Annotated in this window: 12 protein-coding genes; 3 read left to right on the forward strand and 9 right to left on the reverse strand. The window is 37.5% G+C overall.

Annotation, left to right across the window (positions count from 1 at the left end; genetic code table 11):
• Positions 1-5: 5 nt before the first annotated feature.
• Positions 6-401 carry an NUDIX hydrolase gene (locus I6L50_RS23445; protein WP_016092047.1) on the reverse strand — a complete coding sequence of 132 codons (396 nt, stop codon included), beginning with the start codon at positions 399-401 and terminating at the stop codon, positions 6-8.
• On the reverse strand, positions 398-739 hold the full coding sequence (locus tag I6L50_RS23450) for an ASCH domain-containing protein (RefSeq protein WP_002128458.1): 342 nt from the start codon (positions 737-739) through the stop codon (positions 398-400). Before I6L50_RS23450 ends, I6L50_RS23445 begins: the two co-directional genes overlap by 4 nt.
• Before the next feature lie 139 nt (positions 740-878).
• On the opposite strand from I6L50_RS23450, the gene I6L50_RS23455 reads away from it, so the two are divergent.
• Positions 879-1436, forward strand: coding sequence for a CatB-related O-acetyltransferase (locus I6L50_RS23455; protein WP_002128459.1), 558 nt, complete (start codon positions 879-881; stop codon positions 1434-1436).
• Between the two features lie 47 nt (positions 1437-1483).
• On the opposite strand, the gene I6L50_RS23460 is transcribed toward I6L50_RS23455, so the two are convergent.
• Positions 1484-8956, reverse strand: coding sequence for a DUF7507 domain-containing protein (locus I6L50_RS23460; RefSeq protein ID WP_219303273.1), 7473 nt, complete (start codon positions 8954-8956; stop codon positions 1484-1486).
• Positions 8957-9073: 117 nt separating this feature from the next.
• Here I6L50_RS23460 and I6L50_RS23465 point away from each other — a divergent pair, with 117 nt between their 5' ends.
• Positions 9074-9823, forward strand: coding sequence for a (S)-benzoin forming benzil reductase (locus I6L50_RS23465; protein WP_219303274.1), 750 nt, complete (start codon positions 9074-9076; stop codon positions 9821-9823).
• A gap of 35 nt (positions 9824-9858) precedes the next feature.
• On the opposite strand, the gene I6L50_RS23470 is transcribed toward I6L50_RS23465, so the two are convergent.
• The 6 genes from I6L50_RS23470 to I6L50_RS23495 form a co-directional block, all read right to left on the reverse strand.
• Complete coding sequence (locus I6L50_RS23470) at positions 9859-10692, reverse strand: GNAT family N-acetyltransferase (RefSeq protein WP_219303275.1); 834 nt, start codon at positions 10690-10692, stop codon at positions 9859-9861.
• 66 nt (positions 10693-10758) lie between these two features.
• Positions 10759-12267 (reverse strand): argininosuccinate lyase, encoded by a 1509-nt coding sequence (argH, locus tag I6L50_RS23475; RefSeq protein ID WP_219303276.1) that lies wholly within the window; start codon positions 12265-12267, stop codon positions 10759-10761.
• 101 nt (positions 12268-12368) lie between these two features.
• Positions 12369-13478 carry a serine hydrolase gene (locus I6L50_RS23480; RefSeq protein ID WP_002137672.1) on the reverse strand — a complete coding sequence of 370 codons (1110 nt, stop codon included), beginning with the start codon at positions 13476-13478 and terminating at the stop codon, positions 12369-12371.
• A gap of 117 nt (positions 13479-13595) precedes the next feature.
• Positions 13596-14528: a nucleoside hydrolase gene (locus tag I6L50_RS23485; protein ID WP_219303277.1), complete on the reverse strand. Its 933-nt coding sequence runs from the start codon at positions 14526-14528 to the stop codon at positions 13596-13598.
• Positions 14529-14649: 121 nt separating this feature from the next.
• Positions 14650-16083, reverse strand: a complete 1434-nt coding sequence (panF, locus tag I6L50_RS23490) for a sodium/pantothenate symporter (RefSeq protein ID WP_016092055.1) — start codon at positions 16081-16083, stop codon at positions 14650-14652.
• A gap of 3 nt (positions 16084-16086) precedes the next feature.
• Positions 16087-16365 (reverse strand): YhdT family protein, encoded by a 279-nt coding sequence (locus I6L50_RS23495; protein ID WP_002014357.1) that lies wholly within the window; start codon positions 16363-16365, stop codon positions 16087-16089.
• A gap of 272 nt (positions 16366-16637) precedes the next feature.
• Between I6L50_RS23495 and dhaS the strand changes: the two genes are divergently transcribed.
• On the forward strand, positions 16638-18122 hold the full coding sequence (dhaS, locus tag I6L50_RS23500) for an aldehyde dehydrogenase DhaS (protein ID WP_219303278.1): 1485 nt from the start codon (positions 16638-16640) through the stop codon (positions 18120-18122).
• The last annotated feature ends 7 nt before the right edge of the window (positions 18123-18129 follow it).

Genomic DNA, 18129 nt, shown 5'->3' on the forward strand with positions numbered 1-18129 from the left:
AGACCTTATATTCCATAATAATCAAATACACATTTGGCCACATCATAAGGCTTTACATTTAAATTTGGCAACTCATTTACCGGCATCCATAAAGGAATATAACTCCCTCTATCTTTCAGCTCGAACTCCTCGCCTTTACCACTTCCGAAAACTCCACCTATAATATGGGCATTATAATAATACTCCGTACCTTTATACTCCACCTTTGCAATCAGATTCTTCACTTGTATATGTATCCCTAATTCTTCATAGACCTCTCGCTTCGTTGCTTCTTCAGGTGTTTCTCCTTCTTCAATTCCCCCACCTGGAAAAACAAAATACATTTCACCTTCTCGAACACGTTTTATAAGAGCGATTTTACCACCTTGTATAATTATAGCTGCACCGCGATTTCTTCTCACTTTATTACCTCAACACCAATCGCAACTGTTCCCCATTCTTTTTCTTGTTCTTTCGTATATATTCCGTATGTACTTTCTAACATTTCTTTTATACTAAGTTCTTCACAATCAAATAATTTTTTATCAATTTGTTCGTACATTGCTTTAAAGCTTTCGTATCGTTTTATCTCCGTTACTTTTACAGCCATCGTTTCTGCTGTCGTAAGGTTCGTAAATACAATTTCATCGTCTTGTTTTATAAGTTGACGTTTTTTATCGTATAAGCGTACTTCATATACTTTTTTTCCTAATTGAATCGACTGAAAAGGTTTATTATATAATCCCATTTCGTATCTCATACATTTCACTCCCTTTTATTCATCTTGCCTACTAACATTTTTGCACATTACTATTTCATACAACATAGTTCGCCTTACTTCACCTTGCATATAATGTTCCATATCCATTACTTTCTTTAGAGAGGATGCTAAAATTGGTATGTTATATTTAAATCAAAAACCTGAATATAATAAATATGATATCGGTGATTATACTTACAGTAAAGTAGGCCCTATTATTTTTTCTTGGAATGATGAAACAAAATTAAAAATAGGTAAGTTTTGTTCATTAGGAGAAGAAGTCGTTTTCGTACTTGGCGGTGAACATCGTGCTGATTGGATAACAACTTATCCATTTAATGTCCTCTTCGAAGAAGGAGCACACATTACTGGTCATCCTTCTTCAAAAGGTGATATCGTAGTCGGCAATGATGTATGGATTGGTTATCAATCCTGCATTTTATCTGGTGTTACAATTGGTAACGGGGCCATTATCGGGGCCAAGAGTGTTGTTACAAAAGACGTACCTCCATATGCAATCGTCGCTGGTAATCCTGCCAAACTAGTTCGATATCGTTTCCCGCAAGAAATCATTGAAAAACTAGAAAACCTTGCATGGTGGGACTGGGACATTTCCGTTATAAAAGGAGCTATTCCATTTCTACTCTCCAACAAAGTCAACGAATTTTTCACTTCTCCCGAAGAAGAAGCTACTTGATCTAAACAAAAAGAGCATCCTATTCTTTCAGGATGCTCTTTTTGTGTTTATTTTTTATTTATTCGCAACTGATTACACGGGGAACAGTGAAATGGAATTTTGTCTAAACAATTAAAGTTTGTTTCACAAATTTGTTCTATCGTTGGAACAAATGGAATGACAACTATGTTACTATCTATTATTTGTGTAACAGGTGGCAATACTGTGCCTACTTGATGTTCGAAGCGAATACTCGCTTGATTAATATAATTTCCTGAACCGCTTGGTGCACTCTGAACTGTTACTTGGAACGAAACTGTCCGTGCTTCACCTGGATTTAAACTTCCTATAAGAAACCCTAATACTGGGCTTACATTTGGCACTGGCGTATTATCAACAGTTACACTTCCAGGAACAAATCGAAAACTACTATCTAACATATCTTGAAAACGAATATTTTGTATCGCTGTATCCCCCGTATTCGTAATAACTGTCGTAAACGTAATAACATCGCCTATCGTTGCTGATTGAAGATCTGCCGTTTTTACGACTGTTGTTGAAACATTTTGAGGAATAAACGGGATAACAACTGTATTACTATCGCCTTCAACTACTACTGGCGGCTCATTAGGATTTACAGTTGCAAGCCCATTCGCTGTAGCTGTATTTGTAACTAAATTATTTATTTGCCCCCCTGTTATTACAACTTGGAAATTAATAATCGCTGCATCATTTGGCTGAAAATTACCTAAAGGGATACCAGTATTCGGATTGGCAAATGGAAAAGGTACATCATTTACTGTTACCGTGCCATTTATAAATAACGTATTTGGGTCAATGATGTCTGTTAAAATAATATTCGTCACAGGAACTGTACTATCATTTATAACAGCAATTCCGTAAGTGACAACATCTCCTACCATTGCTACTTCAAAATCCGCTCCTTTTGCAACAAATAAAATTGCAGTATTTACCGTTACAATAACTGTATTACTTGTGTCCATCACTGTAACTGGTGGCTCTCCTGGTACTAAAATATACTCTGCTAATGCCCCAGCAACGTTCACTACCGTACCACCATCAGGAAAACTTGTAATCGTAGCTTCATATGTTACAATCACCGTTTCACCGACTGGGATATCTGGTATCGTAAATCCAATCTGTGGATTTAACCCCGGCTGTGGTATTCCATTTATCGTTACACTATTTGGGACAAAATCAGCTTCCTGAGATAACACGTCTATAAATTGAACATTCATCGCATCAGCCGTACCAGTATTTAATATACGAACAGTATACGTTACCTTTTCTCCTACTCCAACAATTGGATGATCTACTTCTTTTAACAAATCTAAACTGCCTCTATTTACTGGTGTTACTGTCGTATTACTTAAATTAGTTATCGTAAATGGAGGTTCTCCTGAAATCAATTCAAAATCACCAGTTACACTCGCCGAATTCATAATACTATTAGAAGGCGGAATTGCGATTACAGTTACTTCGAACGTTATTAAAACGCCATCCCCTACTGCAAGATCCGGTAATGAAAAGCCTACAAAAGGATCTAAACCTACTTGCGGAATCCCATTTATCTGTACACTCCCTGGAACGAATTCTAAACTAGGTGATGGAACGTCAATAAATTGCACATTTGTCGCTGTTACCGTTCCTGTATTTGTAACTTGCACACTATACGTTAACGTATCTCCTAATCGTGTCGCCTGTTTGTTGACAGTTTTTATAACATTGAATCGCCCTCTATTTACCCTTGTTATTGTCGTATTACTCGGCTCTGTTACTACAACTGGTGGTTCTCCTGGTACTAAAGTAAAACTTCCTGTTATATTTGCAACATTCGTTATTGTTCCTGAAGATGGAATATTTGTCACTGTCGCTTGGAACGTCACTATAGTCGTATTGCCAACAAGTATATCGCCAATTCCAAACCCAGTAATCGGATTCAAACCAGGTTGCGGAGTTCCATTTACCGTTACACTATTTGGGACAAATGACGCTCCTGCTGAAATCGTATCAATAAACTGAACATTGTTAGCTGTTACTGTTCCCGTATTCGTTATTTGCACTGTATACGTTAATACATCGCCAACGAGAGTCGCAGCCCTGTTCACCTGTTTTATAACATTAAATCGTCCTCTATTTACAGTTGTGAGTGTTGTATTGCTTGGTTGGTTTACTATAACTGGTGGTTCTCCTGGTACTAATATAAAGCTTCCAGTCACATTTGCCGTATTGGCAATCGTTCCGTTTGATGGCACACTGACGACGGTTACTTGGAAGGTTACTTCTACACTTTCACCTGGATTTATATCTGGAAGCGTGAATCCATTATTAGGATTGAATCCAGGTTGTAACACACCGTCTATCGTTACACTGTTCGGTATGAATGTTATAGAGGAAGGTAATACATCACTATATTGAACATTCGTCGCTGTCACTGTTCCCGTATTTTGAACTACTGTTGTATATGTGATTGTATCTCCTACTGCAACAACCGGCTCACTTACTGATTTTAAAACATTCAAACCAGATTCATTTATTTTCGTTAATGTCGTGTTACTTGTCGTTGTTTCAGTAATAGGCGGCTCTGTTTCACTTACAGCAAATGTAGCCGTAACATCCACAAAGTTAACAACTGTTCCACCTTGAGGTATGCTCGTTACCATCTCTTGGTATGTGACAAGTACAAAATCACCTACAGGTATATCTGGAACTGTAAAGCCTATGAACGGATCTAATCCAGGCTCTGGTATTCCGTTTATACTCACACTTCCTGGAACAAATGCTACACCACTCGTACTAGAATCAAGAAATTGAACATTTGTTGCCGGCACTGTTCCAAAGTTAAAAATTAGTACATCGTAAGTTAATATTTCTCCAACCGTTGCTGCCTCTTTATCTACTAGTTTTAATGGGAAAATAGACGCTATATTAATCGTCGTAACGACTAAATTTGTTAATATCGTTTCCGTAATCGGTGGTTCCTGCGGATTTGGTTGTGAAGTAAATGTAACGTCAGCATCGTTTAATATGACTTCATTATCTGGAATCTCTGTAATCGTCACTTGGAATGTTACCGTAATACTTCCACCAGCATTTAATGACGGAGTAACTGTAAATCCTATTTCAGGATTTAAACCAAGTTGCTGTATTCCACCTATCGTTACACTATTTGCGACAAATGTTGATCCTTCTGGAATGACATCTTGGAAGAGTACATCTGTAACAGGTATAATTCCTACATTCGTTATTAGAACGGTATACGTTAATACATCTCCAACAGCTCCAGCAGCAACATTTACAGTTTTTGTTGCTGTTACTTCACCAGGAGGAGGTAACGGTATTGTAACTACTGTCGTATTACTTGAATTTGTCGTTGTTACAGGCGGTTGTAAAGGATTTAATAAAAAAGTGGCTGTAGCAGATGCTGTGTTTAATACTGCTCCACGTGTAGACGGTGCAACTACCGTAACTTGGAACGTTACTGTCAATGATGTTCCAGCTGCGATATTAGGGAGCGGGAAACCAACATTTGGGTCAAAGCCAGGTTGAGGCGTTCCATTTATCGTTACACTATTTGCGACAAATGTTGTTTCTGTTGCAATCGGATCAATGAAAGAAACATTCGTCGCTAGTACTGTGCCATTATTTCGAATGACAACAGAATACGTGTAAGTCTCTCCAAGTGCTGCTTGTTGTACAGATGAAGATTTTTGTATATTTAACTGTGCCGTATTTACCTGTGTCACTACAAAATTACTATTCGTAACAGTCGTTATAGGAGGTCCTGCTGGATTTATAAGGAAACTTGCAGTAACGTTCGATTGATTTCTTATATTCCCTCCACTTGGAACACTCGTCACTGTAACTTGAAACGTAATTGTAGCGGTTTGCCCGACTGGAATATTTGGTACTGGAAAACCTGTCATAGGATTCGCACCTTGCTGAACAACTCCATTTATCGTTACACTATTCGCTACAAATGTAGCTCCAGTTGGGATTGGATCTTGAAAAATGATATTTGTTGCAGGAACAGTTCCTGTATTTTGAATAAGAATCGTATACGTTAACGTATCTCCTATACCTGCTTGTGGTGTATTTACACTCTTCATTACATTAAGTGATCCTACATTCACTCGCGTCACAACAATATTACTAATCGTTACAATTGTAATTGGTGGCTGGAGAGGACTTACTTGGAAATCAGCAGTGACATTCGCATTATTCGGAAGAACTCTATTTGATGGTACACTTGTAATTAACACTTGGAAAGTAACTGTTACCATCGTACCTACCGGAATATTAGCAAGCGGAAATCCAGTTGTCGGATCTAAACCAGGTTGAGATATCCCGTTTATTGTTACACTATTCGCAACAAACGTTGTTCCAGATGGAATCGGATCAAGGAATGATACATTTGTCGCTGCTACTGTTCCACTATTTTGTATACGAACTGTATACGTTAACGTATCTCCTACACCGGCTTCACTAGCACTTACGCTCTTCATTACATTTAGCCCTGAAGAATTCACAACTGTCATAACAGTATTACTTGGTACTGTTACAGTAATTGGTGGCTCTGTTGGGTTTACAAGGAAATCTCCAGTTACATTCGCATTATTTACGACATTATTTCCTTGGGGAATTTCATCAATTAATACTTCAAACGAAACAATTACACTTGCGCCAGTAGGCAAATTATTTAGTGGGAATCCAAGTTCTGGATCTGCTCCTTCTTGTAAAACACCATTAACTAATACACTGTTTTCAATAAATAATGTCCCTTGCGGAATTGAATCTTGGAAAAATACATTTGTCGCTGGTACACTACCTGCATTTATGATTTCGATTGTATATACTAAAACATCCCCTACCGTTGCAACATCCGTATTGACTGATTTCACAACTTCAAAATCCCCTGATTGTACAGTTGTGTTAACAATGTTACTAGGAACATTAATTGTTACTGGTGGTTCACTCGGATTCACTTGAAAACTTGCTGTTACATTTGCTTGATTTAAAATATCTTCATTTTCTGGATCCTGTACAATTAATACGTCAAATGTGACTACAACTGTTTGAGCCGCAGGAATATTTGGAAGAGAAAATCCTGGATTCGGATCCAATCCACTTTGCGGTACTCCATTAATTGTTACAGAATTTGCAACAAATGAAACAGCAGAAGGAATAGGGTCTTGGAAAAATACATTTGTTAGCGGAACGTTTCCTGTATTTTGAACGGAAATCGTATACGTTAAAGTATCCCCTACTGCTGCTTGCGTTGTATTCACTTCTTTTATTACATTTAAACCACCTGTATTAACTTGTGTTACAACGGTATTCGTTTGCCTATTAATCGTTACTGGCGGTTGATTCGGAATAACGACGAAATTAGCAGATACATTACCGCGATTCGCAATCGTGCCTCCTGATGGGGTAGATGTAACTCGTACTTGAAAAGTCACCGTTCTACTTCCACCTGGAGATATATTCGCTACCGTAAAACCAGTCGCTGGATTTGCCCCAGGTTGCGAAACTCCATCAACAGTTACACTATTTGGTATAAAAGTCGTTCCAATTGGGATTGGATCTTGAAAAATAACGTTCGTCGCCAGTACATTTCCTGTATTTTCAATTGTAACGGTATACGTAAGAACGTCGTTAACCGTCGCAAAAGCTTTATCCACTGTTTTTCTCGTTCTTATATCAGCTATATTTATTGTAGTAAATACTGTATTACTTGTCGCTTGGCCTGAAACTGGTTGTTGACCAGGAACCGGAATAAAGTTAAACGTTGCACTTGCACGGTTCGGAATTGGATTTACAAGAGGATTAGATGTCACTCGAACTTGAAAGCGTACTACAGTCGTTTGCGAAGCATTAATACTTCCAAGATTAATACTACTTGCGGGATTCGCTCCTGGTCGAGCTACTCCATTTACCGTAACACTATTTGTTACAAACATTGTTCCAGCAGGTATACTATCGACAAAAATAACATTATTTGCAGCGACATTCCCATTGTTCGTGACATTCACTGTGTACGTTAATATGTCATTAAGTGTTGCCGTCTGTAGATCTACAGATTTTTGCAAACTTAGATTTGCACGGTTTACCGTCGTCTGTACTGTATTTGAAGAAGCTGTACTTGTGATAGGAGGACTTCCGACGAAAGGACGGAATTGGTACGACACCATTGCATGGTTTGAAATAGGATTTGGGTTCGGAAACGATGTTATTCGAACTTGAAATGTAACAATTCTTTGCGTGTTATTTGGGATTGTACCTAAATTTATCCCACTCGCGGGATTCGCACTCGGTTGTGTTACTCCACCTACTGTTACACTACCAGCTATAAATGTTGTTCCGTTCGGAATACTATCTTGTAATACAACGTTTTCTGCACTTCCTGTTCCTGTATTCAGAACGGTAATCGTATAGGTGAGAATATCTCCTATTCCTGCAACTGTTTTATCAACTGATTTAACAGGATTTATAATCGGCCCCGTCGCATCAATTTGAACACCAAAACCAGCTGCCGCATAACCATCACCATTTGTAACGAAACGAACAGTTGCTGAAGTTTGATTATTAACTAATGACGATGAAGCATCTACGTTTGTAATATCCCACCCTTGTCTTCGAACGGCCAAAGCTATCCCTAACGGCTGATTCAAATCTCCAAACGTCCCGGTTGTATCTAATTCCCCAATATCATTACAAATTTGAGACTGAAAGAAATTATTTGCGGGATTTCTCGGTCCGAATAATGCAACTGTAGCGTTTGCATTCGGACCAAAGCGAAGTTGATCTCCAGAAATGTTAGAATCTCCTTCTTGAACAGTTACGAGCACTCTTCCTGTAACAGCTCCTGTAGCTGGAGTAGCAAACCCTGAAATAGTAGCATCAACTGGCGGGGATGAAGCATCGATAATTTCTTGGCCTGCATATACTGACAAATTCCGAAGTGGTAAACTTGCATTTTGATAAACAACCTCAAGTGTCCAACCAGCAGAACGACTGATTGTTGGATCAGCTGAAGTTCTTGCAGCTGGCACGGCACCTGTTGTATATGTGCCTGCCCCACCTGCACTTACAAGATTCGTTACATTAGCAGAGCGAGCATAATAAAACTGCTTTCCTACTGAACCTTGCTGCGCGGTAGCGGGATCTGGCGTAACAGCAAACGTCCCTGATGGTGTTGTAAATGTAATATCATCATTTAAAAACGGTAAAACATCTTCCGTATCAGTCCGGTAAGTACCAGCCCAAACTAATTCCGCATATAACACACTACTCCCCGCCGGAAGATTTAAAATTGCACTTGAAGAATTCAATTGCCATTCATCCGTTGTTCCTGCTGGGAATCCTGGTACTTGTAGCGCTGTATTTACCGTTGTAAATACAGCAAGTGTACCAAAAATATTACCTGGCGCAGGCGATGTAGGGCTAAGCCCTAACGTATTCCCAGTGAACGTGACTGCACCAGGTACTGTCGTTGTAAAGCGATTCATAAAAGGCACATAATCATCTCATTTCATTTATAGTAAAAAGTGCTCTATACTATAAAATGTAGACAAACTATGCAACGTACGTTGTCCAACAAAATTCCACATATATGGAGAGGAGTTTATTACACTATGCGCTACGTTATCGTAACAGGAACTTCACAAGGTTTAGGTGAGGCAATCGCCGCGCAATTGTTAGAAGAAAACACGAGTATCATCTCTATTTCTAGAAGAGAAAATAAAGAGCTTACTAAACTCGCAGAACAATATAACAGCAAATGCATTTTCCATCCCTTAGATCTTCAAGATGTACATAATTTAGAAACTAACTTTAACGAAATCATTTCATCTATTAAAGAAGACAATGTATCTTCTATTCATTTAATTAATAATGCGGGTACAGTTGCACCTATGAAGCCGATTGAAAAAGCAGAAAGCGACCAATTCATTACGAACGTTCACATTAATTTACTTGCACCGATGATCCTTACTTCCGCTTTCATGAAACATACGAAAGACTGGAAAGTAGATAAACGCGTTATAAATATTTCATCTGGCGCAGGAAAAAATCCTTATTTCGGATGGGGAGCTTATTGTACAACGAAAGCCGGTGTAAATATGTTTACACAGTGCGCAGCTACTGAAGAAGTGGAGAAAGAATATCCTGTAAAAACTGTCGCTTTCGCACCTGGTGTTGTTGATACAAATATGCAAGCACAAATTCGTGAAACAAATAAGGAAGACTTTATTAACTTAGATCGATTCACCGCATTAAAAGAAGAAGGAAAGCTACTGTCACCTGAATATGTTGCGAAAGCTATTCGTAACTTACTAGAAACTGAGAATTTCCCGCAGGGTGAAGTAATTCGAATTGATGAATAACAAAGAGGCACGCTATAATAGCGTGCCTTTTCATTCTATTTCTCTAAAAATATGAGTACAGACTCCATCATCTTCTCATAACCAATCTCTTGATAAATTTTATTTGATGTTGGATTTGCCAGGTCCGTATATAATGTCGTTGTTTTGTAGCCTTCATCTAACATACGTTGACTAAGTGCAGCGATACAACTAGATGCGTACCCTTTTTTCCGAGCTTCTTTCGGTGTATATACGAAATTAACTGTTATATTGTTTGTAGTCGGTCTCGTTTTTGCAGCTACAGAAACAATCTTCCCGTCTACTTCTAAACCAAATAGACGATGATTAGTAATTAATGTATGAGCAGTTTGTTTCGCTTCTTCTTTCGTAGTAGGAAGCTTCACATCTTCGCAAAATTGATATATCCACTGCTCTATTAATGTTAGCTCATCACTACTTACTTCTCGAAAGATTCCATCTCCGTTCCACTTTTTCTTTACTTGTTTTAATTCATATATACCTTGCTCCATTGCAACATTAGTTTTCTTATTCTCTAACACTGCAATCTCTTCCGCTAATTTCTGTACGATTTTTTTATTACCAATCAATCCAGGAATATTTGGATATACTTTCGTTAACTCTTTTGCAAGTTCCTTAATAGCTACTGCCGAAATCTCAGACGTAGCAACAATTATTTGTTTCTTTTCTTCTGTTTGAAGAAATACAGCTGCAATTTCTTCCTCTTGTTTTGCTACTCCTATAAATATCGGTTCTTGGACCATTTGTAATACACCTAATATGAGATTATTTTCCTGCTCATTCTTCTCTAAAAATGGTGTAACCTCTTCTGTAAAATTAAGAATCTCTTCATATACATGTAGTTGAATCATCGACAATCTCTTCCCTCGATTTATATTTAAATTAAGTATTGGCGATTAATTCATTAAATCCTTCTTTTACGATTCAATAATATTCGAAGCTAACGTATTCAAATCATTTTCAGCTTGTAAAATTCTTTGTTTTTCCTTTTCAAATACCTCTTCTTCTTTTTGAAATGACTCTTTTCGATTTTTAATCATACGCTCCATCTCTTTTTTACTCGGTCCACCATATACATTTCTTTTTTGAATAAAAGCTTCTGGCGATATAATTTCTTTCCACTCTTCTTCTAATAAATTTACTTTCAAATTTTCTTGTAAGTATACATTTATATCTTTGAAATTTAATTCATGTAACTCCTTTTTCTGCTCCAATGACATATTCGCAATCGCACTTGCTGCATGATGTGCATGCCGAAATGGTATTTCATAGTTTTTTGTTAAAACATCTGCGAAATCTGTAATCGTAATCGCGTGTTTATATGAACGACTTTTTAACGTTTCCTCTTCTACTTTCATCGTTCGAATAACTGCGTTCATCATACAAAAAACACGAATCGCCTTTTCGATTCCTTTATATAAATACGGCTGCAAGTCATCCTCCGTATCGACAATATCGCCAAATGGTGTATTATGAATCATTTGAAATACAGTAAATGCTTCCCCTAAAGCACTACTCGTAATAGCACGGGCATGTTCTATTGAAACAGGATTTCGTTTTTGCGGCATAATACTACTTATTTGCACATATGGCTTCGCTACAGTAATCCCATCATATTCTTTCGTCGCTAATAGTAAAAAATCATGAATCCACCTACTCGTATTCGTCATAATTACCATTAGTAACGAGCTAACTTCTAATAAATAATCCGCTCCAGCAACAGCATCATATGAGTTCTCAATTACATTTGTAAACCCAAGTAACTGCGCCACTCGTTCTCGCTTAATTGGGAAGCTTGTTGTAGAAAGGGCAGCTGCCCCCATTGGAGAATGATTTAAAAGATGATACGCTTTTTTCATTCTTTCTAAATCTCGTTGCATCGTATCATAAATTGCCAAAACATAATGACCAAATGTTGTCGGCTGCGCCGGTTGTGTATGTGTATACGCGGGCATAATTGTTTCCATATGTTCACCGGCGAGCTCCAGCATACTTTCTTGCAGCAATAAATGATGTTCCATTAACCGCAATACAAATTGCCGTAAACTCATGCGATACATCGTTACACCCATATCATTTCTGCTTCTACCGATATGCATATTACTTACAAATTCACACTTTGCTTCTTGAGAAAGCAAATGTTCAACTAAGAAAAAAAGATCTTCATGTTGCTCTGTATATAGCAACCTCTCCTTTGGAATCCCCTCTACTTTTTTAAGTGCGGTTAATATAACTTTCGCTTCTTCTCTTTTCATTAACTTTTCTTCAGTTAACATAGTAATATGTGCCCTATGCACTTGAAACATATCTTTTAATAAATAATTACGCTGAAAATTAAATACGTGCTGTAATACACAATCCACATATGTTTTCCCAGGGAAATCAGCGCCTTCACTCTTTATAAACTCTTCTTTACTCTGTTTCATCACCTTTTCCCCTCTCAACTAAGTATTACTACCCATCATACCCAGGGATGGCAAAAAAGTGCTTGTACGTAAAAATAAACTCGGTGCTTATAGCACCGAGTTTATTTAATAAAAGTCGCATCATACTTATCACTTTGCAACACTTGGAAATGTAAATTTGCTAAGTGTTTACGTATTTCAGCACTGTCATCTTCATTTAAATTATTTGCTAAGAAAACAATTTCTGTACAGTTTCCGCGTTTATCCATTGCATAAACTGCTTTAGTTACCGTCCATGGTGTATAACCATTCTTTTGTCCAGCATGCCTGAATGTTTTACGATATTTCTTTGCGCTCATATCTGTTTCAACGATATTCGCCCACACTTTTTCTTCAGCTTCTGTAAGACCACCCTTATGATTTGCCTTTTGAAGCAATACCATATAATCATTTGCCGAAGCAGCAGGCAATCTATCCGACCAAATTTTGTCGTATCGTTCCTCTAAATAAAGAGGAATTTCCTTCTGTAATAATGGTCCCTTCTTTTTTAAGCGTTCATGAATAATCATGGCATACTCTCGATATTGCTCTTGGGACATTTCTTTTAACTTTTTCTCTATTTTATATTTTGGAACATGTAATTCTTTATGCAAATATCCTGGAATATATAATGATGAAACAATCGGAAATAGTGGTTGGTGTGCAGGGAGCGATAAGCTTTGTAAATTTCGATTAATGTTATCTAGCCCTAACAATTCCATTAAATATTCAGTATTTGCATTTGAACTGAACTTAACCATTCCTTTTGCAACTTCTTCTAAAGAAACCGCTCCTTCAGTTATCTTCCCTGTTTTTTGCAAATAATTTTGCCACCTGTCTTGTGCACCACCATCTGTATTTGGTACATAATAACGATTCACATCATTAATTGAGACGAAACTAGACGGATCAATTTTCCCTTCGGTAACTTGTTTCGTATATTCAAGCGCCACAATTAATTTCATCGTACTAGCAACTGGCAATACAACATTTGGATTTACAGAATAAACAACTTTATCATTTCTCTTTACTAGAAGCGCGCTATTTTTTTCATCTTTATGTTCTTCAATAAAGGATGCTATATATTCCGCATCATCATTATTTGAACTCCAAACTTTTTTCACTAAAAAGTTACCTGATATTAGCAAAACAAAAATACCCACAACCACTGCGCATACTATAGTTTTTTTCAAGTAAAATTCCTCTCCTATTGTGTAACTCTTCTCTATTTATCTTTTAAAAACAACATAATGGAGATGATTATTTAAATAATCATCTCCATTATTTTAACTTGTATGTTCCTATTATGTCTACGTCATAATTTTCACAAAATCCTCTAGAAACTTTTTATAATGTAAAGACCAGCCAATTTTAACCCAATTTTTCAACGCTTTTGCTTCAGGTTGCGGGCGAAAATCAGCGATACTTTCCCCTTTCGCAACTCCAATCGTATCTACATCAACACGACGATACACGTAATCTAAAAGAGATGGATTTGCCGCTACCATCATTGTAACAACGTCATGTACTGGACTACCTGTTATTTTGGGATTTAACTTTTTATAAGCTTTATAATAATACGTAAATATCGGTTCGATTAACTTATTAAAACTTGTTTTAGAGTTTTTCGTAATATATTTTACCATCTCTGGTGTAATAATTGCTTCGGATGTAACGTTAAGCGGCACTACTGTCACATTTTTTGCATTTTGCATAACTAATTGTGACGCAATAGGATCACCATGAAAATTCGCCTCTGCGACTGGTGTAACATTTCCAGGCATTAAGAACGCACCGCCCATTATATAATATTCTTTCACATACTTCATCATCGGTTTTTCTAAAATAAAAGCTGTTGCCAATGTTGTTGACCTACCAGCATCAACAATAATTAATTCTCCTTTATACTTTTCAAGAATATCGAAAAATGCACAAAAGGGTTTTATATTTGGTGAAAAAGCTTTTGGGGGTTTAATAGGTCCTAAGCCATCTACGCCGTGAATTTCTGGATAATACGTCACAAAATCACCAGACAAAGGTATTTTAGCACCATTAATAACAGGTATATCTTCCCTGCCAGCTATTTGCAATAAATACGCCGCATTACTCGTCGCCTTTTCCTGCGTTACATTCCCATATCCAGTTACGACTCCAACGATATCAATATCAGGATGCAATAATCCATACATAATTGCTAAAGAGTCATCAATTCCCGGGTCTCCCAAAAACAACACTTTTTTCATTGACCTCAACTCCATCCCCTCAGTTGTTATTAATTTATGAATAACCATGGATATACAGAATAGAAAAGAACAAATTCAGAAGAAAAACGTAGTCCTATATGGACTACGTTTTTCTTCTAACTTATACTGTTTTTTTCACAACACTCATACTTCCAATGATGTAAGCGATAAACGCCAAGCAAATCGGGAAAACAACTGTATGTATACCAAATGGATTAGGGAAGCAAAGATGAATTAACATATAGGAGCCTACTCCAACTAGAATAGATGCAAGAGCTCCAGTTGCATTTCCTTTTTTCCAATATAAACCTAACACAATCGGCCAAATGAACGCTGCTTCTAAACCACCGAAAGAAAATAAATTTAACCAAATTAAAAAGTCTGGTGGCTTAATAGCGGCAGCATATACGAGTAATCCTACGATACCAGTAATCAATAGGCTACCTTTCTTTATCGTACTATCCGCGGCATCTTTATTTATGTAGTTCACATATATATCTTTAATAATTGACGAACTTACAAGTAATAACAATGAATTCACAGTAGACATTATCGCTGCCATTGGTGCAGCTAAGAAAACTCCAGCTAACCAAGGTGGCAACACTTCCATCGCGAGTAGCGGCATTACTTTATCTGGTACCGTTATGCCTGGAAGGACTACTCTTGCAAACACACCTGTTAAATGCATACCAATCATAATTGTACCGACGACAACCGTTCCAATGATTAATGCTTGGTGCATAGCTTTTGAATTTTTATAAGACATAGCACGCACACTAATTTGCGGTAATCCAACGACACCAATTCCAATTAAAATCCAAAATGATGTGACATATGATTTCGTTAAACTTCCATCCGCTCCGAACGGTGTTATTAAATTCGGATTAATTTGAATAAGTTCCTGCATAATCTTTTCAACTCCGCCACCAGCAATGACAGTAGCAATTAAAATGATTGTTGTTCCGACTAACATAATGATTCCTAATAACGTATCTGATAAAGCGACTGCACGAAATCCACCAATTAACACATACACAAGTACAGAAAATGTAAATAAAAATAGTGCCGTTGTGTAGGAAAGTCCTGTTAGCGACTCAATTAATCGTCCGCCGCCAACCCACTGGGCTACTGTTGCTGAGAACAAAAAGATTATAATACATAACGCAGAAAGAACAACTACCGCTTTATTATTGTATCTGCCCTTTAAATAATCAATAAGCGTAATTGCTTCCATCTTTCTAGCGATAATAGCAAACTTTTTACCAATAACCGTTAAAACGATATATCCTGTTACAACTTGAATCGCTGATAACAGCACCCATCCAAGACCCATATTGTAAGCAATACCAGGCCCGCCGATAAAGCTACTTGCACTACCGTACGTAGCAATCATCGTCATAGCTAATAATAAGCCACCAAGTTCACGCCCACCAAGAAAATATTCTTGTAAAAATTTATTATTAGCGGTTGCTTGTACACGTCTTGATGCATATACACCAATTAAAAACACAACGATAAAAGAAATTATCATTGGGATTATTACATACCAATTCATCTATCATTCCTCACTTTTTTCTTCCTCATCGAGTGAAATATCTTGAAATAAAAAACGAACAACTAAAATAAGCAAAATAACCATTACGATAAATCCAACGATACAGCTATAAAAAAACCATGCTGGAAAACCTAATACATATGTATATTCACTCGGATCCTTACTTCCAAGCCCATAAGCAAATCCATACCATATTATAAAATTAATAATAGCTAATCCAAGACCAATTAACGCTTCTCTATGGGCAACTCGAAAGCGCGGATCATCATGATAATTCTTCATTTTCCCCCTCCTCTCACGATGTATAATTGTACCATTGTTCTTCTAGTTTTTCCTACTAGAAAGCAAAAACAAGCAGGATTTTTTATAATCATATAGAAGACCCTCTTACATTACATATTTTTTACAATTGTAACACAAATGAAATTTGAATTTTCAGCATTTGTTAATTATGATTTAAATTAGAGGCTTTCCATCTAGTTCCTACATCCTTGATTTCGGAATAAACGCCGTCTCGTACTGCGTTTAAATTATATTTTCAAGGGGGTTATACAATGAGTCAACTAGCTGTAAATCTTCATGAAAAGGTAGAGAAATTTCTTCAAGGCACAAAGAAACTATATGTGAACGGAGCGTTCATTGAAAGCGCTTCCGGAAAAACTTTTAAAACTCCTAACCCAGCAACTGGTGAAACACTCGCTATCGTTGCTGAAGCTGGTCGCGAAGACATTCATAAAGCTGTGGTAGCTGCTCGAATGGCTTTCGATGAAGGTCCTTGGTCACGCATGAGCACTGCTGAACGCAGCCGTCTTATGTACAAGCTCGCTGATTTAATGGAAGAGCATAAAGAAGAGCTCGCACAGCTCGAAACGTTAGATAACGGAAAGCCAATCCGTGAAACAATGGCGGCAGACATACCACTTGCAATTGAGCATATGCGCTATTATGCTGGCTGGGCGACGAAAATTGTTGGTCAAACAATTCCTGTTTCCGGTGATTACTTTAACTATACACGCCATGAGGCTGTTGGTGTCGTCGGTCAAATTATCCCTTGGAACTTCCCACTTCTTATGGCAATGTGGAAAATGGGAGCTGCGCTTGCTACAGGATGTACAATCGTTTTAAAACCTGCAGAACAAACTCCACTATCCGCTCTATACTTAGCTGAATTAATTGAAGAAGCTGGATTCCCGAAAGGTGTTATTAATATCGTTCCTGGATTCGGTGAATCAGCTGGACAAGCACTTGTTAATCATCCACTCGTTGATAAAATTGCATTTACTGGTTCTACTCCAGTCGGTAAACAAATTATGCGACAAGCATCTGAATCATTGAAACGTGTTACTTTAGAGCTTGGCGGTAAATCACCGAACATTATTTTACCAGACGCCGACTTATCTCGCGCGATTCCTGGTGCACTTTCTGGTGTTATGTTTAACCAAGGACAAGTATGCTCTGCTGGATCACGCTTATTTATTCCAAAGAAAATGTATGATAATGTCATGGCTGATCTCGTCCTCTATTCTAAAAAACTAAATCAAGGTGTCGGTCTTAACCCTGAAACAACAATCGGTCCTCTCGTTTCCGAAGAACAACAAAAACGTGTAATGAGCTACATTGAAAAAGGGATTGAAGAAGGCGCTGTAGTACTTTGCGGAGGAAATAATCCATTCGATCAAGGCTACTTCGTTTCTCCTACAGTATTCGCTGACGTAAATGACGAAATGACGATCGCAAAAGAAGAAATTTTCGGTCCAGTTATTTCTGCAATACCTTTTAACGATATTGATGAAGTAATTGAACGTGCAAATAAATCACAATTCGGCTTAGCGGCTGGTGTATGGACAGAAAATGTTAAAACAGCACACTATGTTGCAAGTAAAGTACGTGCTGGTACTGTATGGGTAAACTGTTATAACGTCTTTGATGCAGCATCTCCATTTGGAGGATTTAAACAATCCGGTCTTGGCCGCGAAATGGGATCTTACGCGCTGAACAACTATACAGAAGTGAAGAGCGTTTGGATTAACTTAAATTAACGAGAAA

The sequence above is a fragment of the Bacillus sp. FDAARGOS_1420 genome (assembly GCF_019344915.1).
Lineage (GTDB): Bacteria > Bacillota > Bacilli > Bacillales > Bacillaceae_G > Bacillus_A > Bacillus_A mycoides.

What these genes read in the sequence shown, in the direction of transcription:
- I6L50_RS23450 (WP_002128458.1), bottom strand. Translation starts at nt 739, where the DNA reads ATGAGATACGAAATGGGATTATATAATAAACCTTTTCAGTCGATTCAA.
- argH (WP_219303276.1), bottom strand. Translation starts at nt 12,267, where the DNA reads ATGAAACAGAGTAAAGAAGAGTTTATAAAGAGTGAAGGCGCTGATTTC.
- I6L50_RS23495 (WP_002014357.1), bottom strand. Translation starts at nt 16,365, where the DNA reads ATGAAGAATTATCATGATGATCCGCGCTTTCGAGTTGCCCATAGAGAA.
- panF (WP_016092055.1), bottom strand. Translation starts at nt 16,083, where the DNA reads ATGAATTGGTATGTAATAATCCCAATGATAATTTCTTTTATCGTTGTG.
- I6L50_RS23455 (WP_002128459.1), top strand. Translation starts at nt 879, where the DNA reads ATGTTATATTTAAATCAAAAACCTGAATATAATAAATATGATATCGGT.
- I6L50_RS23470 (WP_219303275.1), bottom strand. Translation starts at nt 10,692, where the DNA reads ATGATTCAACTACATGTATATGAAGAGATTCTTAATTTTACAGAAGAG.
- dhaS (WP_219303278.1), top strand. Translation starts at nt 16,638, where the DNA reads ATGAGTCAACTAGCTGTAAATCTTCATGAAAAGGTAGAGAAATTTCTT.
- I6L50_RS23485 (WP_219303277.1), bottom strand. Translation starts at nt 14,528, where the DNA reads ATGAAAAAAGTGTTGTTTTTGGGAGACCCGGGAATTGATGACTCTTTA.
- I6L50_RS23465 (WP_219303274.1), top strand. Translation starts at nt 9,074, where the DNA reads ATGCGCTACGTTATCGTAACAGGAACTTCACAAGGTTTAGGTGAGGCA.